The organism is Gilliamella sp. wkB292 (assembly GCF_001690235.1).
In the GTDB taxonomy this organism is placed as follows: domain Bacteria; phylum Pseudomonadota; class Gammaproteobacteria; order Enterobacterales; family Orbaceae; genus Gilliamella; species Gilliamella apicola_F.
Map to the genome: position 1 here is coordinate 16,255 of NZ_LZGO01000048.1, position 24,516 is coordinate 40,770.

The 24,516-nt window shown below is 34.9% G+C and carries 21 protein-coding genes; 9 read left to right on the top strand and 12 right to left on the bottom strand.

Annotated features, from left to right (window positions below; genetic code table 11):
• The first annotated feature begins 189 nt into the window (after nt 1-189).
• From A9G09_RS05130 to A9G09_RS05155, 6 genes are all read left to right on the top strand, one after another.
• Nucleotides 190-1,842 (top strand): hypothetical protein, encoded by a 1,653-nt coding sequence (locus A9G09_RS05130; RefSeq protein WP_065633827.1) that lies wholly within the window; start codon nt 190-192, stop codon nt 1,840-1,842.
• A gap of 319 nt (nt 1,843-2,161) precedes the next feature.
• The gene (leuA, locus tag A9G09_RS05135; protein ID WP_065633828.1) at nt 2,162-3,709 is read left to right on the top strand and encodes a 2-isopropylmalate synthase; all 1,548 of its coding nucleotides are present in this window, start codon (nt 2,162-2,164) and stop codon (nt 3,707-3,709) included.
• A 62-nt stretch (nt 3,710-3,771) separates the two neighbouring features.
• On the top strand, nt 3,772-4,851 hold the full coding sequence (gene leuB, locus A9G09_RS05140; protein WP_065633829.1) for a 3-isopropylmalate dehydrogenase: 1,080 nt from the start codon (nt 3,772-3,774) through the stop codon (nt 4,849-4,851).
• 64 nt (nt 4,852-4,915) lie between these two features.
• Nucleotides 4,916-6,325, top strand: coding sequence for a 3-isopropylmalate dehydratase large subunit (leuC, locus tag A9G09_RS05145; RefSeq protein ID WP_065633830.1), 1,410 nt, complete (start codon nt 4,916-4,918; stop codon nt 6,323-6,325).
• An 11-nt stretch (nt 6,326-6,336) separates the two neighbouring features.
• Complete coding sequence (gene leuD / locus A9G09_RS05150) at nt 6,337-6,939, top strand: 3-isopropylmalate dehydratase small subunit (RefSeq protein WP_065633831.1); 603 nt, start codon at nt 6,337-6,339, stop codon at nt 6,937-6,939.
• A 42-nt stretch (nt 6,940-6,981) separates the two neighbouring features.
• Entirely contained in the window at nt 6,982-7,746 is a 765-nt protein-coding gene (locus A9G09_RS05155) for a class I SAM-dependent methyltransferase (RefSeq protein ID WP_065633832.1), read from the top strand.
• 32 nt (nt 7,747-7,778) lie between these two features.
• Here A9G09_RS05155 and A9G09_RS05160 read toward each other — a convergent pair whose 3' ends face one another.
• The 9 genes from A9G09_RS05160 to manD form a co-directional block, all read right to left on the bottom strand.
• The gene (locus A9G09_RS05160; RefSeq protein ID WP_065633957.1) at nt 7,779-9,194 is read right to left on the bottom strand and encodes an RNA polymerase factor sigma-54; all 1,416 of its coding nucleotides are present in this window, start codon (nt 9,192-9,194) and stop codon (nt 7,779-7,781) included.
• Entirely contained in the window at nt 9,194-9,919 is a 726-nt protein-coding gene (gene lptB / locus A9G09_RS05165; RefSeq protein ID WP_065633833.1) for an LPS export ABC transporter ATP-binding protein, read from the bottom strand. The genes A9G09_RS05160 and lptB overlap by 1 nt, the downstream gene beginning before the upstream one ends.
• Before the next feature lies 1 nt (nt 9,920).
• Complete coding sequence (lptA, locus tag A9G09_RS05170) at nt 9,921-10,472, bottom strand: lipopolysaccharide transport periplasmic protein LptA (RefSeq protein WP_081297485.1); 552 nt, start codon at nt 10,470-10,472, stop codon at nt 9,921-9,923.
• Nucleotides 10,473-10,475: 3 nt separating this feature from the next.
• Nucleotides 10,476-11,039 carry an LPS export ABC transporter periplasmic protein LptC gene (gene lptC / locus A9G09_RS05175; protein ID WP_176700950.1) on the bottom strand — a complete coding sequence of 188 codons (564 nt, stop codon included), beginning with the start codon at nt 11,037-11,039 and terminating at the stop codon, nt 10,476-10,478.
• Between the two features lie 99 nt (nt 11,040-11,138).
• Nucleotides 11,139-11,417 carry an acylphosphatase gene (gene yccX / locus A9G09_RS05180; protein ID WP_065633959.1) on the bottom strand — a complete coding sequence of 93 codons (279 nt, stop codon included), beginning with the start codon at nt 11,415-11,417 and terminating at the stop codon, nt 11,139-11,141.
• A 522-nt stretch (nt 11,418-11,939) separates the two neighbouring features.
• Nucleotides 11,940-12,623: a GntR family transcriptional regulator gene (locus tag A9G09_RS05185; protein WP_065633835.1), complete on the bottom strand. Its 684-nt coding sequence runs from the start codon at nt 12,621-12,623 to the stop codon at nt 11,940-11,942.
• Nucleotides 12,624-12,761: 138 nt separating this feature from the next.
• Nucleotides 12,762-14,243, bottom strand: coding sequence for a mannitol dehydrogenase family protein (locus A9G09_RS05190; protein WP_065633836.1), 1,482 nt, complete (start codon nt 14,241-14,243; stop codon nt 12,762-12,764).
• A gap of 26 nt (nt 14,244-14,269) precedes the next feature.
• Nucleotides 14,270-15,604, bottom strand: coding sequence for an MFS transporter (locus A9G09_RS05195; protein ID WP_065633837.1), 1,335 nt, complete (start codon nt 15,602-15,604; stop codon nt 14,270-14,272).
• Nucleotides 15,605-15,635: 31 nt separating this feature from the next.
• The gene (gene manD, locus A9G09_RS05200; protein WP_065633838.1) at nt 15,636-16,850 is read right to left on the bottom strand and encodes a D-mannonate dehydratase ManD; all 1,215 of its coding nucleotides are present in this window, start codon (nt 16,848-16,850) and stop codon (nt 15,636-15,638) included.
• A 288-nt stretch (nt 16,851-17,138) separates the two neighbouring features.
• Here manD and A9G09_RS05205 point away from each other — a divergent pair, with 288 nt between their 5' ends.
• Both A9G09_RS05205 and pabB read left to right on the top strand, forming a co-directional pair.
• On the top strand, nt 17,139-17,708 hold the full coding sequence (locus A9G09_RS05205) for an aminodeoxychorismate/anthranilate synthase component II (RefSeq protein ID WP_065633839.1): 570 nt from the start codon (nt 17,139-17,141) through the stop codon (nt 17,706-17,708).
• Between the two features lie 8 nt (nt 17,709-17,716).
• On the top strand, nt 17,717-19,462 hold the full coding sequence (pabB, locus tag A9G09_RS05210; protein WP_065633840.1) for an aminodeoxychorismate synthase component I: 1,746 nt from the start codon (nt 17,717-17,719) through the stop codon (nt 19,460-19,462).
• Nucleotides 19,463-19,511: 49 nt separating this feature from the next.
• Here the strand turns inward: pabB and A9G09_RS05215 are convergent, their stop codons facing one another.
• Genes A9G09_RS05215 through A9G09_RS05225 form a run of 3 tightly spaced genes read right to left on the bottom strand, consistent with a single transcriptional unit; the run spans nt 19,512 to nt 22,994 of the window.
• Nucleotides 19,512-20,096: an ABC-type transport auxiliary lipoprotein family protein gene (locus A9G09_RS05215; protein WP_065633841.1), complete on the bottom strand. Its 585-nt coding sequence runs from the start codon at nt 20,094-20,096 to the stop codon at nt 19,512-19,514.
• Nucleotides 20,096-21,733 (bottom strand): intermembrane transport protein PqiB, encoded by a 1,638-nt coding sequence (pqiB, locus tag A9G09_RS05220; protein WP_065633842.1) that lies wholly within the window; start codon nt 21,731-21,733, stop codon nt 20,096-20,098. The genes A9G09_RS05215 and pqiB overlap by 1 nt, the downstream gene beginning before the upstream one ends.
• Nucleotides 21,734-21,743: 10 nt before the next feature.
• Nucleotides 21,744-22,994 (bottom strand): PqiA/YebS family transporter subunit, encoded by a 1,251-nt coding sequence (locus A9G09_RS05225; protein WP_065633843.1) that lies wholly within the window; start codon nt 22,992-22,994, stop codon nt 21,744-21,746.
• 473 nt (nt 22,995-23,467) lie between these two features.
• Between A9G09_RS05225 and recA the strand changes: the two genes are divergently transcribed.
• Nucleotides 23,468-24,514 carry a recombinase RecA gene (recA, locus tag A9G09_RS05230; RefSeq protein WP_065633844.1) on the top strand — a complete coding sequence of 349 codons (1,047 nt, stop codon included), beginning with the start codon at nt 23,468-23,470 and terminating at the stop codon, nt 24,512-24,514.
• Nucleotides 24,515-24,516 lie beyond the last annotated feature (2 nt).

The following is a 24,516-nucleotide window of genomic DNA, read 5'->3' on the forward strand; positions in this document are numbered from 1 at the left end:
ATTTTATTGCACTTCATTTTTTTATAAAAAAACAAATAATAATTATAATTTTCATTTATATCATAGAGTTATTTATCAACAAAACGACACCAATATCTTTACAATAAAAAAAATAGAGAATATTATCTAGCACAATTTTAAAGGCTTTACAGTTTATAGTGATATTAAAGTACCGTTACGGAAAATGTGATGTTTAAAAGTAAACATATATTAACAAAATTATACACAGCAGTCTTTTTTTCCAATATTTTTTATTGTTTTTCAGCCAATGCATTAAGTGCCACATCTGTTCAAGTCATAAATGGCACAGAACCCTATATATCAATAGATAATGATCATACACAAGCAAACATAACTGATTTACTTTGGATTGCAGTAGAAAACGATCAAACTAATGGGACAGAAGAGGTTAACAATGAAAATTCAACTCAGATCGACACGCGAATAAAAAATCCTAATTTAACTTATTATATTCCTGATTTTGATTCATCTCCCGATAAATTAATTGTACTTCCAAAGTCTGTTGAGACTTTTGAAAATATAATAACATTATTAACTGATTATAATGCAAAAGAAGTGGATATTTTAACTATTTTAAACGATCATCAATATGTGAAAGATGATGATGGTGATAATGGGTTTAATGCTAGTGGGACGATGTCTCTTACAATAAAAGATAACAACAATAATACTATTGATCCGAGCGAAAAATTAAATAACTGTATTGGTTACTACGCATTGACATTAGCCACAACAGAATCACAGCTTTCAACCACATTTGGGGTACCTAATATTAGGACTTATCCAAGTGTAAATAAAACCTATTATGTCACATCTTCCTCCAAGGATGTGCCTACGATTTGCTGGCTACAACCATCTTTAGAAAAAGGTAATCCACCAGAATTTGCTTATACAAAAGAAGAATACGAAGCGAATTATATTCAGAATACTTGGGAACAAGATATGCCTTGGTGGGATGCCAATAAAGGTTTTTTGCCTCGAGGTTCGTCTGAAGAAAGTTATAATAAGTTTCCTACAACTGCTGCCAATAAATTATATTTTAATGTCGTACTTGCCGGTGCAAACTGGAGTCAAGTTTCTTATACTAAAAACCCAACAACATCACCCATTAGTTTAAAGCTTAGTGGAAAAGATAACGTGCTTCGAGTTGAGTTTACAGGGCCCAATTTTTCAGAAAAATTAAAAAATAATATTGCAGCTGCAAATAATACAGTATTTTCTTTAACTGTCGGCAATAAAACTATTTATAGTTTTACTATCACTCAATGGTACCTGATTTCTGAAAATGTAGTTTTTAAAGATCAAAAATCTGCCAAACATTATTGTAGTTGTCAAAACCCAAGAGTCGCGCTGACTTATAGGCGATCATTAACTAATGCAAAAAGTTGGGATTATTTTTTTGGAGAAAATGAAAGAAATAATTACAAACGCACGGTTGGAACGCTTTTATCTGAATGGGGGAATACGGTAAATGAGGTTTATCCAAGCGATTCAACACTTTCAAATGCGCTATCTAATTACGCTTGGACAGATGAACAAGACTACGATATGGGTATAGCTGAGCCGCTAAAATCTAAATTACGAAATTTTAATCCTTTTGATGAAGATAATGGTGATGATGATGAACAAGGCACCTTATATCCCCCACCAATACCTGATGATGGTGACGATGAACTATTTCCAGAAAACGAATGTGATCAAGACCCCATAGATTGGTCTTTCGAAGGAACAAAATTCTATGGTGTTGATTTAACCAACGGAAGTATTGCTTCATTCGATAAAGATACTCAAGGCTTAAAAGCTATCTGCTTTATCGATTAACTGAATTTTGCTGATTAAAATCATAATATTTAATGACCTTTTAAGATTAGATATTGACATTAACTATGTTCTTTGATAAAAATATTGGCATTATTTTGACCAATATAAATTTAGAGATTCGTTTTAATGATTAGAACAACTACTCTCCTCACTAGCTTACTCCTCGCATTATTTTGCGCGGATTGCTTGTGTGTTGAGTAATGAGATAATTTATTAAACAACTCGACAAATTAACAAGAACCCGCGCTAAAGTGCGGGTTTTTTGTTTTCATAACTTGAAATACCGTAATAGCGCTAAAATATAGATAAGGAATAAACAATGAGCGATCAAGTCATTATTTTTGATACCACACTACGTGATGGCGAACAAGCTTTACAAGCAAGTTTAAGTGTCAAAGAAAAACTACAAATAGCGCTAGCTTTAGAAAGAATGCGGGTGGATGTGATGGAAGTTGGTTTTCCTATCTCATCCCCTGGTGATTTTGAATCAGTACAAACGATTGCTAAAACAATTAAAGATAGTCGTGTATGTGCATTATCTCGCTGTATAGATAGAGATATTGATGTTGCAGCAGAAGCGTTAAAAGTTGCCGATCAATTTCGTATCCATACTTTTATGGCAACTTCAACCTTACACGTGCAAGACAAATTAAAAATGACATTTGAAGATGTCGTTGAAAGGGCTGTGCACTGTATTAAACATGCACGTAATTATACTAATGATGTGGAGTTTTCTTGTGAAGATGCAGGTCGTACCCCAATTGATAACTTATGTCGGATTGTTGAAGCAGCAATTAAAGCAGGGGCAACAACGATCAATATTCCGGATACTGTCGGTTATACTGTCCCTTATCAATTTGGTGGCATTATTCGTACCTTATTTGAACGTGTCCCGAACATTGATAAAGCGATTATCTCTGTTCATTGTCATGATGACTTGGGTATGTCGGTGGCTAACTCGATTAGCGCGATTCAGGAAGGTGCTCGTCAAGTTGAAGGCGCGATGAATGGTTTGGGCGAACGCGCAGGCAATACAGCCTTAGAAGAAGTCATTATGGCAATTAAAGTTCGCCAAAATATTCTAAATGTTCACACCAATATTAATCACCAAGAAATCTATCGTACCAGTCAAATCGTCAGTCAAATTACTAATACACCAATACCGGCCAATAAAGCAGTTATTGGTAGTAATGCTTTTGCCCACTCCTCCGGCATTCACCAAGACGGCGTGCTTAAAAATCGCGAAACCTACGAAATCATGACACCGGAATCTATTGGTTTAAATCAAATCCAATTAAATTTAACTTCTCGATCAGGTAGGGCCGCGGTAAAACATCGACTTGAAGAGTTAGGTTATCATGATAACGATTATAATTTAGACCAAGTGTACGAAGCATTTTTAGAGCTAGCAGATAAAAAAGGACAAGTGTTTGATTATGATTTAGAAGCCCTAATTTTTATCAATCAATTAAAAGATGAACAAGAACATTATGTGTTGGACTATTTTAATGTTCAATCAGGTTCAACAGTTGTCTCTACTGCATCAGTGAGTTTAATCATTGGCGATCAAAAATATTCAGATGCGGCAACGGGTAATGGTCCAGTTGATGCAGTTTATCAAGCAATAAATCGTATTACTGGCGAGCCAATTACGATAGTTAAATACCAATTAGCGTCAAAAGGGCAAGGTGAAAATGCTTTAGGACAAGTAGATATCGTTGCTGATTATAAAGGTCGCAAATTCCATGGTGTGGGATTAGCAACAGATATTGTCCATTCCTCTGCATTAGCGTTAATTAATGTATTAAATAATGTTTATCGGGCAAATCAAGTTGCACAGCAAAAACAAAAATTGCATCATGAATAACATATTAAGTTATGTTGTTTTATAAATAAAAAATAAATCAATTAAATTGTTAAGGAATAAAAATGTCACAAAATTATCATATTGCAGTGTTACCTGGTGACGGTATTGGCCCTGAAGTAATGAAGCAAGCTTATAAAGTGCTCGACGTTATTCGTCAAAAATATAATCTTTCAATAACAACCAGTGAATATGATGTCGGTGGCGCCGCTATTGACATCCATGGCTGTCCATTACCAAAAGAGACGCTTGAAGGTTGTGAAAAAGCTGATGCGATTTTGTTTGGCTCAGTTGGGGGTCCAAAATGGACAAACTTACCTCCCGATCAACAACCTGAACGCGGAGCATTATTACCATTACGAAAGCATTTTAAATTATTTGCTAACATGCGCCCTGCTAGTTTGTATCAAGGTTTAGAAGAATTATGTCCTTTACGTGAAGATATTGCTAAACGTGGTTTTGATATTTTATGTATGCGTGAGCTAACTGGTGGTATCTATTTTGGCTTGCCTAAAGGTCGTGAAGGTTCTGGCCCTCAAGAGCGCGCCTTTGATACGGAAGTTTATCACCGCTTTGAAATTGAACGTATAGCTAAAATGGCATTTGAAGCTGCCAAAATTCGTCGCAAAAAAGTCACTTCTGTTGATAAAGCTAATGTATTACAAACATCAATTTTATGGCGTGAAGTTGTAAACGAAGTCGCTAAACAATATCCAGATGTCACACTTGAACATATGTATATCGATAATGCAACCATGCAACTTGTAAAAGATCCCTCACAATTTGATGTCATTTTATGTTCAAATTTGTTTGGTGATATATTGTCTGACGAATGTGCAATGATTACCGGTTCAATGGGAATGCTACCATCAGCAAGCCTTAACGAGCAGGGGTTTGGGTTATATGAGCCTGCTGGAGGGAGTGCACCGGATATTGCTGGTAAAAATATTGCTAATCCAGCCGCACAAATTTTATCGTTAGCATTACTAGTGCGTTATAGTTTAAAACGTGATGATATCGCCAAAGCTATTGAAAATGCAGTTAATAAAGCTTTAGAACAAGGTACCCGTACTATCGATCTTGCTCGTGGTGGTAGTTATGTTTCAACCGATGAAATGGGTGATACCATTTGTCGTTTAATTTAATTTTTAGACTAAGGGTTAATAAATCATGTTAACCCTTTTAAAGAATATTAAAGGAATATAAGCAATGTCTACAAAACCAAAAACATTGTATCAAAAATTATATGATGCACATGTTGTTTATGAAGCACCAAATGAAACCCCTATTTTATATATCGATCGCCATTTGGTTCATGAAGTTACCTCACCACAAGCTTTCGATGGCTTACGCGCGATGAATCGTAAAGTCCGCCAACCACACAAAACATTTGCAACTATGGATCACAATACTTCAACAAAAAGCAATGATTTAAGTGCGTGTAGTGAAATGGCTCGAATCCAGTTAACTGAGTTAGCTAAGAATGCAAAAGAGTTTGGCGTATCTTTATATGGTTTACAAAGTCCATTACGAGGTATTGTTCATGTTGTTGGGCCTGAACAAGGCATGACATTGCCAGGTATGACCATTGTTTGTGGTGACTCACACACGGCTACCCATGGCGCATTTGGAGCGCTAGCTTTTGGTATTGGAACATCGGAAGTTGAACATGTATTAGCGACCCAAACCCTAAAACAAGGGCGAGCGAAAACCATGAAAATTGAAGTCAAAGGTCAGGTTGCCGACGGTATTACCGCTAAAGATATTATTTTAGCGATTATTGGTAAAACGACCAGTTCTGGTGGTACAGGACACGTAGTTGAGTTTTGTGGTGATGCGATTAAATCCTTATCAATGGAAGGCCGTATGACATTATGTAATATGGCTATTGAAATGGGCGCTAAAGCTGGACTCGTTGCGCCAGATGAAGTCACTTTTGAATACTTAAAAGGTCGCCAATTTTCACCTAAAGGAGAAGATTTTGACAAAGCCGTAGCTTACTGGAAAACCTTAAAAACCGATGAAGGAGCGCATTTTGACAGTGTAGTTACCCTTGAAGCTAAAGATATTGCGCCACAAGTCACTTGGGGAACAAATCCAGGGCAAGTAACTGCTATTGATAAGCAAGTACCCAATCCACAAGATTTCTCTGATCCGATTGAAAAACAGTCTGCTGAACGTGCATTAGCCTATATGGGATTAACTGCCGGTACTAAGATGTCTGATATTAAGATCAATAAAGTATTTATCGGATCTTGTACGAATTCACGCATTGAAGATTTACGCGCTGCCGCTGCTATTGCAAAAGGACGAAAAGTTGCGCAAGGCGTACAAGCTTTAGTCGTACCTGGTTCTGGACCAGTCAAAGAACAAGCTGAAGCTGAAGGATTAGATAAGATTTTTATCGATGCAGGATTTGAGTGGCGCTTACCGGGTTGTTCAATGTGCTTAGCAATGAATGATGACAAATTAGCACCAGGCGATCGCTGCGCATCAACCAGTAACCGTAATTTTGAAGGGCGTCAAGGCCGTGATGCCAGAACCCATTTAGTCAGTCCTGCAATGGCTGCTGCTGCTGCCATTACTGGTCATTTTACAGATATTCGTAAACCATTTTAAGGAGACTTGTCATGGCAAAATTTACAAAACATACAGGACTAGTCGTTCCTTTAGATGCGGCTAATGTTGATACCGATGCCATTATTCCTAAACAATTTTTACAAAAAGTCACGCGTACTGGTTTTGGTAAACATGCCTTTCATGAGTGGCGATTTTTAGATGATGCAGGTGAAAAACCTAATCCCGATTTTGTACTGAACAAACCTCGTTATAAGGGGGCAAGTATTTTATTAGCGCGCGAGAATTTTGGTTGTGGTTCATCACGAGAACATGCACCATGGGCACTTGCGGATTATGGTTTTAAAACCATCATTGGTTCAAGTTTTGCTGATATTTTTTACAATAATTCGTTTAATAATCAGTTATTATTAGTGAACTTATCAGAAGAAGACGTTGACGAACTATTTAAAATAGTTGAAGCCAATGAAGGAATTGAATTTACGATTGATCTTGAAAATGAAGTTGTTATCGCTGGAGATAAGCAATATTCGTTTAAAATCGATGCATTCAAACGCCACTGTTTATTAAATGGTTTAGATAATATTGGCTTAACCCTACAACATGAAGATGCTATTAGTGCATTTGAACATAAAATACCGACATTTTTAGCATAATTTTAACTTTGGGCACAAAAGTGCCCAATATCGAGACGACCTATGGCTACACATCACGATAACGTAAAAAAGCAATTTGGTGAGCAAGCAGATGCCTATTTAACAAGTAAAGTACATGCTCAAGGGCCTGATCTTGAATATTTGGAAACGTTTCTTAGTTCCTATTCTGATGCACAATTACTCGATATGGGATGTGGTGCTGGTCATGTGAGTTTTATTGCAGCAAAATATGTTAAACAGGTTACGGCTTACGATCTATCTGATGAGATGTTATCGGTGGTTGCTTTAACAGCTGAAAGTCGTGGTTTTAGCAATATTTCAGTCAAACAAGGTTATGCAGAGTGTCCACCCTTTGCCGATAACCAATTCGATATTGTGGTAAGTCGTTATTCAGCACATCACTGGCATGATGTAGGTAAAAGTATACGAGAACTACACCGCATCATCAAACCTAACGGAAAATTAATCATAATGGATGTTGTGTCACCCGGCCACCCTGTTTTAGATATTTGGCTACAAACCATTGAAGCTATGCGTGATACTTCGCATGTTCGCGATTATACTCCGGGTGAGTGGTTAACATTCTTAACAGAGGCAGGTTTTAGTATAGATAATATAAAACGCCATCGCTTAACCTTGTCCTTTGACACATGGGTTAAACGAATGCGAACACCTGAACCCTTAATTGATGCAATAAGACTGTATCAAGAAACTGCTGCCAACGATACTAAGGCCTATTTTGAACTTCAAACAGATGGATCTTTTACAACAGATATGATGATTATCGAAACAACAAAATTAATTTAGCATTAATTAGTAGTGACCAAATAGCTTTATTATTAAAGTTGTTTTCTTTGATTGGATGAAGGGATTGATAACGCTTCACGGTATTTTGCCACAGTTCGACGAGCAATAATAATTCCTTGTTCCTCAAGAATAGACACTAACTTGCTATCACTCAATGGCTTTTTACTATCTTCACCTGAAATATACTTTTTAATTAATGCACGAATGGCGGTAGAAGATGCTTCACCACCAGAATCGGTATTTACATGACTAGAAAAAAAGAATTTTAACTCAAATATGCCACTTGGGCATTGTAAATATTTTTGGGTCGTTACACGAGATATGGTTGATTCATGCATGTCAATTGCAGCCGCTACATCCGATAGAATCATAGGTTTCATAGACTCTGCGCCATGTTCAAAAAACTGCTGTTGATGTTCAACAATAAATTGACTTACTTTAAGTAAAGTTTCATTGCGATTTTCAACACTTCTGATAAACCAATTGGCATCTTGTAGATGTGATTTTATGTATTGGCTATCACTTTCACTGGCTAACTTTTCCATCGCCGCATACTGCTGGTTAATGCGTAGAGTCGGTACCGTATCATTATTTAAATCAACAATCCATTTGCCATCTACTTTTTTGACTAGCACATCTGGGATAACATAATCTGGAGGTGTTGTGTTGACAGCATCACCTGGATAGGGATGTAAATGCTGAATAAAATTAATCGCTTCTTTTAATTGTTCATCACTGGCATTGAATACTTTTTTTAAAGTTCTGTAATCATGGGTTGCCAATAAATCAAGATAATTATTAATAATTTGTTTAACTAATGAAGGAACTGTAACATGTTGAATTTGAATTGATAAACACTCTTGCAACGATCTAGCACCCACGCCAATTGGATCAAAATGCCAGATTCGCTTTAAAACCGTTTCAACTTCAGTCAATTCAATTTCACTATTACCCTGCTCTTCTAATATTTCATCTAACGAAACTGTTAAATAGCCTCTTTCATCAATCGCTTCAATAATCGATACCGCAATGGCGCGATCAACATCGCTAAAAGGCGTTAATTCAAGCTGCCATTTTAAGTAATCATGTAATGTTTCATGCGTTTCGCCTTGATAAATAGGCAACTCATCATTACGATAGTCAGAATGCGTGCCTGAAGGTGTTCCTGCTGTGTAAATATCATCTAACGAAGCATCTAATGGTATATCTTCAGGGATCTCTTGACTATCTAACGCTTGTCGAGTATCGATATTTTCATCTGAAGTATTTTGTTCAACACTGATTTCATCATACTGATCAGCCACTTCTAACAAGGGATTATTTTCAAGTGCAGTTTGAATTTCTTGTTGTAGCTCTAAAGTTGACAACTGCAAAAGTCGAATCGCCAATTGTAATTGTGGTGTCATCGATAGTTGTTGGGAAACTTTCAGTTGTAAACTTGGTTTAATCATAATCGGAATTCATTTCCTAAGTAGACTTTTTTAACATATTCGTTACTTAAGATACTATTTGGTGTTCCTTCAGCAATTAAATGACCTTTATTAACAATATAAGCACGCTCACATACATCAAGGGTTTCGCGAACATTGTGGTCGGTAATCAATACACCTAGCCCTCGATCACGTAGATGCTTAATAATATTTTTAATATCAATAACAGAAATAGGGTCGACACCAGCAAAAGGTTCATCAAGTAAAATAAATTTAGGATTGGCTGCCAGCGCCCTTGCAATTTCAACCCTACGCCTTTCACCACCCGATAAAGACTGCCCAATACTATCTCGAATATGGGTGATATGAAACTCTTCAAGCAATTCTTCAGCCCGATTTAATTTTTCATTTTTATCGATATCTCGGCGCGTCTCTAAAATCGCCATAATATTATCAATTACAGATAGTTTTCTAAAAATAGACGCCTCTTGAGGTAAATAGCCAATCCCTTTTTGCGCTCTTTCATGTAGAGGTAAAATACTGATATCATGATCATCAAGATAAATTTTACCTGCATTCAATGTGACTATTCCTACCACCATATAAAACGTTGTTGTCTTACCGGCGCCGTTTGGCCCTAGCAATCCAACAATCTCACCTGAGTTGACCGTCAAACTAACATCTTCAACAACTCTTCGTTTTTTATATACTTTGGCTAAATTTACAGCCTTTAAAGTTGACATATTATTTTTTTATCTCTTTAATTTGACTTGGGATAATTGTACTTTTTACGCGACCACTTTTAGGCTGAGCCATAATTAGCTGTTTTTTAACATCATAGGTAATAACTTGGCTAACTATATGATTATCTTCTTGAAATAACTCTGCCTTTCCTTGTAAAACAACATTGCTTTGTTTCACATTGTAAATAATTTGATCCGAATGACCTGTAACAATTTTGTTATTTTCTGGCAATATTTGTTTAAACTTTACTGGGTTACCATAAGCGGTAATTTTCTGTTTTGTCGAGTCTTGCATATCAGTTATCACAACTTTATCTGCCCAGATAGTTAATCCCTCTTGAACAATTTGCACATTACCAGTAAAGGTAATAATATTTTTATCAATATCAATCTGTTGATTATCGGCATCAATAGTGATTGGTTTATTGTCAACAAACATCTTTTGATCAGTTTTGGTTTGTGTTGTTGTTTTTACTGGCTCATCTGCAAAACAAGCAAACGATGTTGATAGCATAAAAAATAATGGAAAAAGTAGCTGTTGTTGCAATTTCATGTTCTATTGTGCCTCGGTATTATAATATGTTTTAACATTCTCAAGTATGTTTGCAGTTTTTGCTTGCAAATCGCCAGCTAATCCTAGACCTGTTGAGTAAAAACCAACACCTTTGATAGTAACTGGATCTTTAGACGTTACAAGTTGTGTATTTAAATCAATAACAGCATTATCGGTGTTAACTCGCTGTAATTGAGCATTGGGGGTCAAATTATCCAATTGAACATCATTATAAAGGTAAATGTGTTTATCATCAGTCAACGTCGCACTTTTGGCTTTAATATGCCATGTGACAGTGTGGTCTTGATCATAAAGCGTTAAATTGGGAAGATCAAATTCCGTATTATTTGAATCATCAAAATGTCGTACTTTGCTAGATTCAATCTTGTATACAATTTCGCCTGATAAATCATACACATCTGTTGTCATGTCATCACTCTGATAAATTGGCGTATCAGTTAAAGTAACAGAGGATTGCGGAGTTGCGTCATTGTCTTTTTGATAATTATAATAGACGCCAATTACCACAATAATAAGCAAGATACAGATTATATTTTTTTTATTCATAACATACATTAATCACGCAAATAAGATTGATCAATTATAAGGAAAAATCATTATCTTGAAGTTTAATAATTTTTCCATTTTACTTTATTTTTTATTAAATTAATATCTGACATTAAAAGAAGTTAATCCATTTTCAGGTAATAATTCGCAACTTTTTATATCCGTAATATGAGCAGAAGCCGGCCCTCCTTGCAAAAGCCACTGTGTAAACTGAGTCAGTTGTAAATTATCACCTTGTATGACAATTTCGACATTACCATTATCCAAATTTTTAACATATCCTAACAGACCAAGCTTTTGTGCTTGTTGATAAGTAAAAAACCGAAACCCTACACCCTGAACAAGGCCGCTAACACATATTTTAATTCGTTTTATCATATAAAAACCGAGTATTTTTATTTTAAAGTTGGCAATAATTAATCGCAAGGTAATGGTCATTAAAATAGGTAAACCATTATTTTATTCCTGATAATAAATCAACAATGACAAAATAGAAATCGGTAATTTATTAAATACATTATTATGTTCAAATCACAAATATAATTAAATGATAAATTGATTCATTATTTAATCTAACTTTAAAATTTTTGATAACAAAATGCATCCCAATTTATCTATCCCTGATAGACACACTCAATGACATTTAAGACAACTTCATCAAGGATAACTAAACCTTAGTTTATTGATATGTTTATGATTAGCTAATCAGAAAATAACCATTAGTTATTACGATTAAGAAAAGCTTCAACGCTTAGCACACAATATTAGCAGTAAAAGTTATAGGTTATGCATTAAGCTACTAATATTTATTGGTATAATTATCAATAGCGCTAAAATTTTTGAAGATTATATTAGTCAAAATAAATTTTACTGAACTAAGTTAAATTAAGTTAAATTAAGTTAATCAACAAACCACGCATTATGATGTTGTGATACTATTTTTATCGTGTTTAATATAGTTGCTAAATGCTCATGAAGTGCAAGTGTAGCCATTTCTGGATCATGCTTTTTTAATGCAATAACGATTTTTTCATGCTGTTTAACTAGGTCTTCTGGTGGGGATATATCTTCTAAAGTAAGGTATCTTACCCTATCCATCATTGCTTTGATATTTTCAACAGTTTCCCATGCCATGGGGCAATCAATAACATTCATTATAATTTGATGAAACTCATCATCTTTTTCAAGAAAATAACCAATATCTTTACGCTTATTAGCATCAATTTGTTCTTTTAGATTCTTTTCGAGTAATGAAAGATCTGAATCAGTAATTTCTTGTGCAGCACGTTTAATAATTGCACACTCAACAGCATCACGAATAAATTGACCATCAATGACTTTTTTAACTGATATTTTCGTTACATAAGTGCCACGTTGTGGAAGAATTTGGACCAATCCAGCTTCTGCTAGTTTAATAAAAGCTTCACGAACAGGTTGGCGTGAAACATTAAACTGACCCGCAATGTCTTTTTCAGACAATAAAACACCAGGTAATACTTGGCAAGTGATGATTGCCTTTCTTAATTGGCGATAAATTTGTTGATTAACTGGTTCTGAGACAGTTAACGCTTCAGATTTGAACATATATGATTTTTAAATAACAGACTAGAATAAAAAAGAATAGTAGGGGATTTTTGAATATAAGAAAAGTTTTTTATTTAATAATAAAAGTGCAATCATCTAACGATCATTGCACTTTGTTATTAATTATTGTTAGTGGAATTAAAAATTTTGAGCTAATTGTTTAACTGTCTCTTTTGCGCCTAGGTCGCGTAAAGAAAGATAAGCGTTAGTTATCTGCTCAATAAACAATGGATTTGTTGGTAGATCCTCCCCAAAAACATGTGTTAAAGATAACAGCGCATTAACGCGATCTTGATTATCAGGAGTGTTTGAAACCAACTCGTTTAATTGCTCGGCTGCTGGATCGCAAACGTCAATAACGTTACCATTATCATCCACGCCACTCACATAACGCATCCAAGCTGCAATACCTAAAGCCAAACAATCAAATGGCGTACCATTAGCCAAATGATAGCGAACCGAATCAAGCATACGCTGTGGAAGCTTTAACGTTCCATCCATTGCAATTTGCCAAGTTCGATGTTTTAAACCGGTGTTGCGATAACGATCAAGTAACGAATCAGCATAAGCTGACAAATCAACACCTTTAACGCGCAGGGTAGTTGCTTGTTCATTTAGCATTAAATGTCTGGCTGCTTTTACATAATTAGGATCTTGCATACATTCATCAATATGCAAGTAACCGGCTAAATAACCTAGGTAAGCCAAAAAGGAATGACTACCATTTAACATGCGTAATTTCATCTCTTCATAAGGCAATACATCCTTAACTAATTCTGCGCCTGCTTTTTGCCACTCTGGACGGCCAGACACAAAATTATCTTCAATCACCCATTGTCTAAAGGGTTCACCAGCGATACCGACCGGATCATCAATACCACCAAGCTGTTTTTTTATTTTGGCCATCGTTTCTGGCGTTGCAGCTGGTACAATTCGATCAACCATTGTGGATGGGAAAGCCACATTATCCTCAATCCATTGCGCTAAATTTTCATCTCGCTGCTTAGCTAAGGCTAGCACAACATTACGAGTGACATGCCCATTTTCAGGCATATTGTCACAAGACATAACGGTGAAAGGTCTTAATCCTCGCTCTTTACGTAAACGTAAGGCTTCTACAATCACACCAGGAACCGATTTAGGTGTATGGGGATTAGCAATATCATGATTAATTAATGGATTATTGGTATCAATTGATGCCGTTGATGGTAGATAGCAATAACCTTTTTCGGTTACAGTAATTGACACAATTGCAATGTCTGGACGAGTCATCACACCTAACACTTTCTCAATACCATCAATATCTGCATGTAGTGCTTCTTTTGCAACACCTACAACACGAGTATTCCAGTTATCATAAGACATTTCACAAACACTAAATAAAAAATCTTGCTGTTTTAAATCTTCAATCTGTTTTTCACCACCAATTAAATTCACTTCACAATAACCCCAATCACTATTGTGTTCATTAGCTAAAATATCCGCAAAGACCGCCTGATGAGCACGATGAAATGCCCCGAAGCCAAGATGAACAATTTTGGTTTTAATCTTGCTTCTATCATAAGTAGGGACAACTACCTCCTTTGGTAGTTGTGATAAAGTTTGATTTGATAATTTCATAATAAATCTCTCGTTAAAAAGTATCATTATTTAGCAGTCCATTGCTGATATTCTTTTTTAATTTTGTTTGGAGCCGTTTCTGGTAACAATGCAATACCGATTACAGATGCAATCCCTAATAAACCAACATAAAGTGCAAGCCCTGTATAATGACCATTATAAATTTGTAATATTTTAACTGCGCAAAGTCCTAAAATACCACTTCCTATTAATGAACCTACTTGCCAAATTAGGGCTATACCACTACAACGTATCGCTGTTGGAAATAATTCTGGGAAAAATGAAGCTTGTGGGGCATAACACATAGCATGACCAATTGGTAAAACTATGATCATTGCAATTTGAATCAATATATAATTTTGCGTATTTATCATTAAGAAAAATGGAATAATAAAAATTACCTGAATAATTGCACCTAGTATGTAAACTTTCTTTCTACCCCATTTGTCAGATAAAGCCCCCATTAAAGGAATAGTAAAAATTTCGATCACAACAGCCACAATAATTGCGTCTAGCACATAGCTTTTAGTTAAATTATTTACGTTTACATATGCTAAAACAATGACAGTAAACATTGCAAATGAGCATGCTTCAATGAGTTTAGCTCCCACACCCTTGATAACAATTCCTGGATAATTTTTCATAACATCTTTTAACGGCATTGAAGATTCAACTGCCTTAGTTTCTCTGATTTTTTCAAAAACTGGAGACTCATCAATTCGTAATCGAATAAATAAACCCAATACAACTAAGAGTAAACTTAATAAGAAAGGAATTCTCCAACCATAACTCATCATTTGTTCTTCAGAAAGAATTGATGTCAATAACGCAAATAATGCTGATGGTAATAAGAATCCTAATGGCGCACCAATTTGAACCCAACTGGAAAAAAATCCACGTTTTTGAGGAGGCGAATATTCTGCAGTCATAAGTACTGCTCCTGCCTGCTCACCGCCGACACCAAAGCCCTGTAATACACGAATCAAAATTAGAATCACTGGTGCCCACCAGCCAATTGAAGCATAAGTTGGTAGCAACCCGATCAGAAAAGTACCCAGACCTACAATTAAAATAGTAATAACTAATGCTTTTTTACGCCCTACTTTATCGCCCATGTGACCAAATACGATACCACCAATTGGTCTAGCAAAAAAGCCAACCGCATAAGTAGCAAAAGCTGCAAGTGTGCTAATAAATGGGTCATCACTTGGAAAAAACAACTGACCAAAAAATAGAACTGCAGCTGTACCATAAGCAAAAAAATCATAGTATTCAGCAGCAGTACCTATAGATGAAGCAATAGCTACTCGTTTAATAATATTACGATTTTCTTTTTCTTTAATATTTTCTAAAGTTGACATATTAATTCCTTTAGTTTGCTTTATAACAAAATTACCAATTCCACAATGTGCCATCTTCTAAACGAGCAATCGGCAAATAGGCTGGGTTGTATGGATATTTTTGTGCTAATTTTTCATCAAAATCGATACCTAAACCTGGTTTGTCACTTGGGTGCATATAACCATCAGTAAAGGTCCAGTTTGGCGAGAAGACTTCTAACATCTGCTCTGAGTAACCCATAAATTCTTGAACGCCAAAGTTAGGTACCCACATATCAAAATGAAGTGCAGCTGCATGACAGATTGGTGATAAATCTGATGGACCATGTGAGCCAGTTCTAACTTGATAAAGCGACGCAAAATCAGCTATTCGACGCATATGAGTTATACCGCCTGCATGGGTTATTGTGGTTCGGATGTAATCAATAAGCTGTTCTTCAATTAACTGTTTACAGTCCCAAATACTGTTAAATACTTCACCTACAGCAATGGGGGTTACAGTGTGTTGACGAATTAAACGGAAACATTCTTGATTTTCAGCTGGTGTTGGGTCTTCCATCCAAAACAGGCGGTAATCTTCAACACTTTTACCAAATCGAGCCGCTTCAATTGGTGTTAGACGATGGTGCATGTCATGCAATAAATGTTCGTTAAAACCAAATTTATTTCTTACTGCCTCAAATAATTTTGGTGTGAAATCAAGATATTTGTCGGTTGCCCAAAACTGCTCTTCTGGATAGTTACCTCGTGTTGCCGGTTCATAAGCTAAGTTTTTACCTTTACTTTGACCGTAGGTGGTTTTCATTCCCGGTATGCCACACTGCACTCGAATAGCCTTAAAGCCCATTTCTTTATGTTTAGCATAATCATCTAATGCTTCTTCAATATCTTTACCCGTGGTATGGCAATACACCATTACCCCGGTGCGAGAAGCGCCACCTAATAATTGATAAAGTGGCATATTGGCAACTTTACCTTTGATATCCCATAATGCCATATCTATTGCAGATATCGCTGACATCGTCACAGGCCCTCGACGCCAATAGGCACCTTTATAGAAATATTGAAAGATATCTTCTATTTGACTGGCATCTCGTCCTATTAATTGTGGGCAAAGGTGATCTTTAAGATATGATGCGACGGAAAGCTCACGTCCATTGAGTGTTGCATCACCTACGCCATATACGCCGTCATCTGTCGTTATTTTTAATGTGACAAAATTCCTTCCTGGACTACAAACAAAAACGTCTGCTTTTACGATTTTCATTGAATACCTCATAATTAATTTGTGTAGTAACAAATTAATCGATCAAACACTACCATACAAGTAGAGTTGTATGTATTTGTGATTACTGTCACAAAAAGAGACTCAATTTGGTAAAAATTCAAGAAAAGCTAACTGGTTGATATCAAAAAATAAGAATGAAAATAAAACATCAATTGAAAAGAACATCTCTTTTTTTAAAAGTTGTTTGTATAATGAAGGCACCCATGTGATTTTTTATTAACGCAAATTTGTAATAATGTTAATGACTGATAAAAAGTGGATACTATTTTGATTTTACTCATTGATAACTATGATTCTTTCACTTTTAATATTTACGACTACTTGTGCCGAGTCGGTACTAATGTAAAAGTAATTAAAAACGATGAAATGTCGATTACTGAATTGAAACAACTCGATTTTACTAAAATCGTTATATCACCAGGACCCGGGACGCCGAACCAAGCAGGCATATCACTTGAGGTTATTGCCGAATTTTCTAATACCTGTCCAATACTTGGAATTTGTCTTGGTCACCAAGCTATTGCTCAATACTATGGGTATCAAATTGGAAAAGCACCACAACCAATGCACGGCAAAATTGATCAGATAGTTCATGATGGTCAAGGGTTGTTTAAAGACATTAAAAATCCCTTATCAGTTGTTCGTTACCACTCTTTAATTGCCTATGACAATTTACCTTTAGACAAATCGCCTCTTATTATTACTGCGCGCAATAAACAAGGAATAATTATGGGATTACGTCATAAAATATTACCTATCGAATCCGTACAATTCCATCCAGAAGCGATTAAAACTGAGTTTGGTTTACAAATCATTCATAATTTTGTACATAGGTAAATAATAACATGAAAATATATATCGACTTCGAAAGTCAGCATAAGTATTTTTGCAATCCTATCTCGATAATAAAGACTAATGATTACTCATTAGTTAATCAATATTTACAGGAGATCGAAGGGTTTATCCAACAAGGCTATTATGCTGTTGGCTATTTAGCTTATGAAGCAGCAGTGGGATTAAATCAATCAAATCAAACCAAAATTAATAGCCATAATAACCAAGATTTACCTTTACTGTTATTTGGTATTTTTGATCAGTATTCCATTGTTGAGTCTTTGCCATATCATGATTACACCCCACAATCACTTGAATTGATGAGTGACACTACAATTAATGAATATCAACAAAAGATCAATTATATCCGTGAACAAATTGAATTGGGCAATACTTATCAAACTAACTATACGATTGCATTTAAAGCACCTTTTACACAATCACCCCTTGATTACTATCATTTTTTACAAAAAAATAATTTTGCCAATTATTGTGCATATTTAGAATTTGATGATTATCACATTTTATCGATATCACCCGAGCTATTTTTTAAAATAGAAAACAGATTAATAACCACAAAACCGATGAAAGGGACAACGAAACGAGGGATAAATCATCAACAAGATGCCCAACAATTATCACAATTAATGTCAGAAAAAAATCTCGCTGAAAATATGATGATTGTCGATCTGCTGCGCAATGATTTAAGTCAAATATCAGAGCCAGGATCCGTCACTGTTCCTCAATTATTTACTGCAGAAAAATATCCTACCGTTTGGCAATTAACCTCAACAATTCAGGGAACATTAAAAGAAAATATTCGGTTATATCAGATTTTTCAAGCTATCTTTCCCTGTGGTTCAATAACTGGTGCACCAAAAACAAGTACTATGCAAATTATTGCCAATATTGAAAATTCACCACGTGGGGTTTACTGTGGCACAATCGGCTATATTAATCCATATATGCAGCAAGCAACATTTAATATACCAATACGAACATTAACTATTCATAATCAACAAATGAGTTATGGCGTTGGAGGGGGAATTACATGGGATTCAACCGCAGAAGATGAATACGACGAAATCCTCGCTAAAACAGCTATATTAACCCGTAAATCATCAATTCCTGATGCGATTATTGAATCTTTGTTACTTGAAGAAGGCCAATTTTTTTTATTAGAAGAGCATTTAGCTAGACTTGCTGATTCTGCTAATTATTTTGATGTTCAATGTGATACAAAATCAATAGAATTTCAGCTCGTTGAGTTAGCAAATCGGTATCGCAAAGGTAACTATAAAGTCAGATTGTTACTGAAAATTGAGGACAGTAGTTATCATTTAGATATTGATAAAATTGATTTTGGTATGCCGTTAAATAAAATAACGTTGGCGCCAAAGCCTGTCAATAGCAATAATGTTTATCTGTACCATAAAACAACGAACAGGCAACATTTTGCGCATATTACTAAAGGACATGAGTATATTAATTTTAATGAAAAAGACGAAATTACCGAATTCGTTAATGGCAATATTGCCTTATTTATCAATCAACAATGGGTTACCCCTACTGTCAGTTCGGGGTTATTGCCCGGAACGATGCGACAATATTACATAAACAATCACCATTTGGTAGAACAAGTCATCAATAAAGCTGACCTGTTACAAGCACAAAAAATTGCTTTTATAAATAGTGTGCGTAAATGGGTGGAAATAGATAATGAAGTATTCAATCAATTCAAACACAATTTAACTTAAATAACCATTCATATTCCGTCATATTAATGACGGAATATTTATTTTTAAATTAACGCGTTATTGAATTTGCAAAATCTTGCTCTTCTTCTTGCCAACCTTTAGATAACGCTTTAACCAATGCATCATAACCGTTGGTCATAAGAGGAATATGGCGTTCAAAGGGTTTAGTCTCGATGTTATTATGACTATCTGTTATAACCCATCTTCCCTTGATAAGCGCATCGCCTGAATAACTACCATGGAAACCCTCAATAAACAATTTTACCGTTAAAGTTGGTGTTGATAGTGATTTACTGGAAACTAAATAATCAGGAAGAAAAACACTTAAGTCTTGAACTACGCGATCTTGAAGTTGTTGCGATAAAGTGGATGCCCAAAGATGGTTTGTTGCAGTTACATATTTAATATCATCTGTTTGCAAAACAATTCCTGGCTTATTTAAAAAATTTGCCACATCTACCGTTTCAATCCAAATAAAATGCTGAGTTTTTTTCATTGAGTGTGACGTTTGGTTAGGTAAATCACTCGCTAATTGAAAATAGCTTTTGCTTGGCGCATTAGAAGAACATCCCACTAATAAACTCAGCGATATTGCAACAACAATTGAGATTAGGTGTCGTATTATTTTAACCATCATTTTGTACCTTTAGCTTTAGGTTCTTGATCTTTCTTATTCGGTGCAGAAAATATCAATGCATTACTTTTATCATTGAGGGTATTAAGTAATGGCGTTAATTCATCCATCATTTGTTGCACTTTTTGTAGACTTTCTTTCATTTGATTATTCAAATCAGAACCTGGTTGTAATCCTTTCATGGTCTCATTTAATGAATGCATAGCCTTTTGAAGATCTTTTGGCATATTTTGCATTTCTTTACTTGCCATAATTTGATTTATCGAATTCATTAACCGCTCGCTTGAAGCAAGTGATTTATTAAATTGAGACATCGTGTTATTAAGTGGTAAATTATTAAAATTATCAAGTAATTGTATAATTTTAGCTTGTATTTGAGCAATTCCTGTTGATGTGGTGTCAATCGTGTCGTAACCAAATTGTTTTGACTTTTTAACATCATACTTATTTTTCAGATCAGAATAGAAATCCAGATCGATATAAAGTGCACCAGTAAACATATTTGATGTTTTCAAAGATGCTCTTAAGCCATTTTTTTGCTCATCCATAATAAGTGTAGCAATATCTATCTTCTGATCTACAAGTTCCGACAAGCGGTCTGGTTCAATCCTTATCAGAACAGGAACTTTTTGATTAAGAATTGAAGATTGTTCTAACATTTCTGGGGTATAAAATGGAACCTTCGAAACGGTACCTAATCGAATACCATGATATTCAACCGGTGCACCTTCAGAAAGCCCTGATATTGAATCAGATAGCATAATAAGAAATTCTTTATATTCAGTATATTGTGAATCTTGAATGGATTTTTTATTTTCATATAACTTATATACAGAATATTGCTCAGCGGGTGCACCTAACTTTGATCCATCCGGTAAATCAAAACTAATGCCACCTGACAATAAAACATCTAATGAAGGCACATTTAAACTCGCACCCATTGATGATAACGTTAAATTAATACCACCTTCTTTCCAGAAACGCACATTTTGGGTCACTAATGCATCATAAGGTTGAGTGATAAAAATTTGATATTTCATTTTACGTGAACCAACATCAAACTGTGATGTTTCAACATTCCCAACACGATAACCATGAAACATAACCGAAGCACCACGAGGAACGACACCATTTTGATCACTTTCTAAATTCAACCGTATACCTTTGATACTTGGGTCAGATAACGGCGGCGTGTCTGATAAAATAAAAGGATTATTTTTAAAGCTATGTGTATCATTACCTGATGCTAACTCAATATATACACCTGACAAGATAGTGTTCAAGCCGGTAACACCATCTCGACCTATCTCGGGTTTCACAACCCAAAATATTGAATCATTTTTAAGTAATGGTTTCATATCGTTATAGATTCGACCTTTAACCACCACTTGGTTATAATCATCCGATAGGGTTACTTCATCAACAATACCCACATCGACACTACGATTTTTGATTACCGTTTTACCTGCAACAATACCACTTGCATCTTTAGCAAGTAGGGTAAATGGAGTGCCACGGTCAGCATAATGAGAATAAATAATCCAAAGCCCAACAACAGCAGTGACAATTGGTATTATCCATATTGCTGAAATAGCTCTGATTTTAATTATTTTTGCTAATTTACTTGTTGTTACCATATTGTTCCTATTATTCTATTTTTTTATTCGTTGTACGATCCCAAATTAATCGAGGATCAAAATTTTGTGATGCAATCATGGTAATAATCACCACTGTTGCAAAAAATATTACGCCGATGTCGGGGTAAACGCCCATCATTTGCTGATTTCTAACCAAAGAACAGACAACCGATACCACAAAAATATCAATCATTGACCATTTACCAATAAATTCAACAGCGGTATATAGTTTCTTCATTTTTAGACAATTATGTCGATGTTTTTTCTTGGCTGCTAAAGCAAAATAACAAAGCCAGCTAAGCGAAATAATTTTCAAAATCGGAATAACTACACTGGCGATAAAAATGACTAATGCAACCGGTATATCACCTGCTTGCCACATATAAATAACGCCATCGAGAATAGTTGAACTTGATGGCGAACCAAAAACAACTGTTATCATAATTCCAAACAAATTAGCTGGAATATAGATAATTAACGATGTCACTAATAAAGCAATAGTCCATTGTATTTTATTTCTATTTCTTGTTTGGCTTTTTTGTTTACAACGAGGACATTTGACATAATGTTCAGGTAAAATCGCCTCACAATAATGACACAGTTTTAAATGCTGACAAATTCCTGTCTTACCTACTTTTAATTCATCATTAGCAAAATTATTATTATGGATTTCGTTCCAAATCGTTTCTGGAGAAAAAATCACATCAGCTTTTATATAAAAAAAGACAAACAAACAAAAGGCCCAAAAAGTTTCAGTTACACCAATGCTACCGTAACTCATTAACTTAACAAAGCTCACCAAAATACCGGTTAAAAATATTTCAGGCATACACCAATGTTGTAATTTTTCATAAACAATTAATAGATCTCTTTTTCGATATTTTGACAATGACAATTTAGAACAAAGGACAGTGATAATAGCAAGATTAAAAATAGGAAAAGCTAAAACAAATACAATAAATAATGCAGATAGATAACTGTACTTGTCAAAGAACATAATACTAGGAATATCTAAAATACTCACACCATTAAAATTGCCTACTAAGCGTATATCAATAAAAATAAATCTGCAAGCAACGGCAATCATAATTAAAGAACAAATAGCATACATCGTTGCTCTAAACTTCATATTAATATTTTTTTTTGCCAACGTTGTATTGCAGCGAGGACATACAGCTTTGTGCCCGGATGTGACCTGTGAAAGTTCAGTGAGTAAATCACAATTTGAACATAATACGTAATGAGGTTGAGCAATGGTCATTATTTTCCTTATTACAATAAATAATAGCCCTAATTTATAGAGTTTTTTCTAGTTAACATTATATTTCATTAAAAAATTGATTCATTAATTCGAAAACGACTATTGGGAATAATTACTTCAACACACTACATATAATGGTTAAGATATTTCGCTGCTAATAATAACAAATGGTTTTTTTTTATGAAAGTATTACCTAAGCAAATTGCTACAATTTGATGATAAAATTTAATCTACCTGCAACGCACAAACGCAATTTAACCATATAAAAATGAGAAAGCTATATTGGATAAAAGTTAAAATACAAGTATCTTTAAACTCAAACTTAACGCTATTATTTCATTACAAATAAGTAAAATATTATCAACTAGTTGCTACTGTTAATTAAATACTTATTAAACATAAAAAAAACTTGATACTGTATAACAATACAGTATAATGTACATCAATATCCTTACTAATCGGAATTTTATAATATGAACGAAAACAAACAACGTGCACTTTCAGCAGCATTAAGTCAAATAGAAAAACAATTTGGTAAAGGTTCAATTATGCGTTTAGGGGATACCCAAACGTTAGATGTTGACGCGGTTTCAACTGGTTCATTAGGGCTTGATATCGCATTAGGTATTGGCGGACTACCAATGGGTAGAATTGTCGAAATCTTTGGACCAGAATCATCAGGAAAAACTACATTAACTTTATCTGTTATTGCGCAAGCACAAAAAGAAGGTAAAACTTGTGCTTTCATCGATGCTGAGCATGCTTTAGATCCAATTTATGCAGCAAAATTAGGTGTACAAGTTGATGATTTATTAGTTTCACAACCCGATACAGGTGAACAAGCACTTGAAATTTGTGATGCATTAGTGCGTTCTGGTGCTGTAGATGTCATTATCGTCGACTCTGTTGCTGCTCTGACACCAAAAGCAGAGATCGAAGGTGAAATGGGCGACTCTCATATGGGATTACAAGCCCGCTTAATGTCACAAGCATTACGTAAATTAACTGCTAACATTAAAAATGCTAATTGCTTAGTAGTATTTATTAACCAAATTCGTATGAAAATTGGTGTTATGTTTGGTAATCCAGAAACAACAACCGGTGGTAATGCACTTAAATTCTATGCATCTGTTCGTTTAGATATAAGGCGTACTGGAGCTGTTAAAGAAGGTGAAGATGTTATTGGTAGTGACACACGTGTTAAAGTGGTCAAAAACAAAGTTGCAGCACCATTTAGACAAGCAGAATTCCAAATTCTTTATGGATGTGGTATCTCTAAAGAAGGTGAATTAATTGATTTAGGTGTAAAACATAAGCTCGTTGATAAAGCTGGTGCATGGTACAGTTACAATGGTGAAAAAGTTGGTCAAGGTAAAGCTAACTCTATCAAGTTTTTACAAGAGCATCCTGAAATCGCCCAAGAACTTGAAACCAAATTACGAGATTTACTGCTAAACAGCCCTGCTGTTTTCTCTGTTGATGATGACGAAGTTGTATCAGAAGAAGACAACAACTTTTAGTC

Coding starts and splice junctions, on each gene's coding strand:
- A9G09_RS05185 (WP_065633835.1), bottom strand. CDS start 12,623: ATGTTCAAATCTGAAGCGTTAACTGTCTCAGAACCAGTTAATCAACAA.
- pqiB (WP_065633842.1), bottom strand. CDS start 21,733: ATGGTAACAACAAGTAAATTAGCAAAAATAATTAAAATCAGAGCTATT.
- yccX (WP_065633959.1), bottom strand. CDS start 11,417: ATGATAAAACGAATTAAAATATGTGTTAGCGGCCTTGTTCAGGGTGTA.
- leuC (WP_065633830.1), top strand. CDS start 4,916: ATGTCTACAAAACCAAAAACATTGTATCAAAAATTATATGATGCACAT.
- recA (WP_065633844.1), top strand. CDS start 23,468: ATGAACGAAAACAAACAACGTGCACTTTCAGCAGCATTAAGTCAAATA.
- leuD (WP_065633831.1), top strand. CDS start 6,337: ATGGCAAAATTTACAAAACATACAGGACTAGTCGTTCCTTTAGATGCG.
- pabB (WP_065633840.1), top strand. CDS start 17,717: ATGAAAATATATATCGACTTCGAAAGTCAGCATAAGTATTTTTGCAAT.
- A9G09_RS05225 (WP_065633843.1), bottom strand. CDS start 22,994: ATGACCATTGCTCAACCTCATTACGTATTATGTTCAAATTGTGATTTA.
- lptB (WP_065633833.1), bottom strand. CDS start 9,919: ATGTCAACTTTAAAGGCTGTAAATTTAGCCAAAGTATATAAAAAACGA.
- lptA (WP_081297485.1), bottom strand. CDS start 10,472: ATGAAATTGCAACAACAGCTACTTTTTCCATTATTTTTTATGCTATCA.
- A9G09_RS05155 (WP_065633832.1), top strand. CDS start 6,982: ATGGCTACACATCACGATAACGTAAAAAAGCAATTTGGTGAGCAAGCA.
- A9G09_RS05190 (WP_065633836.1), bottom strand. CDS start 14,243: ATGAAATTATCAAATCAAACTTTATCACAACTACCAAAGGAGGTAGTT.
- leuB (WP_065633829.1), top strand. CDS start 3,772: ATGTCACAAAATTATCATATTGCAGTGTTACCTGGTGACGGTATTGGC.
- manD (WP_065633838.1), bottom strand. CDS start 16,850: ATGAAAATCGTAAAAGCAGACGTTTTTGTTTGTAGTCCAGGAAGGAAT.
- leuA (WP_065633828.1), top strand. CDS start 2,162: ATGAGCGATCAAGTCATTATTTTTGATACCACACTACGTGATGGCGAA.
- lptC (WP_176700950.1), bottom strand. CDS start 11,039: ATGAATAAAAAAAATATAATCTGTATCTTGCTTATTATTGTGGTAATT.
- A9G09_RS05130 (WP_065633827.1), top strand. CDS start 190: ATGTTTAAAAGTAAACATATATTAACAAAATTATACACAGCAGTCTTT.
- A9G09_RS05215 (WP_065633841.1), bottom strand. CDS start 20,096: ATGGTTAAAATAATACGACACCTAATCTCAATTGTTGTTGCAATATCG.
- A9G09_RS05195 (WP_065633837.1), bottom strand. CDS start 15,604: ATGTCAACTTTAGAAAATATTAAAGAAAAAGAAAATCGTAATATTATT.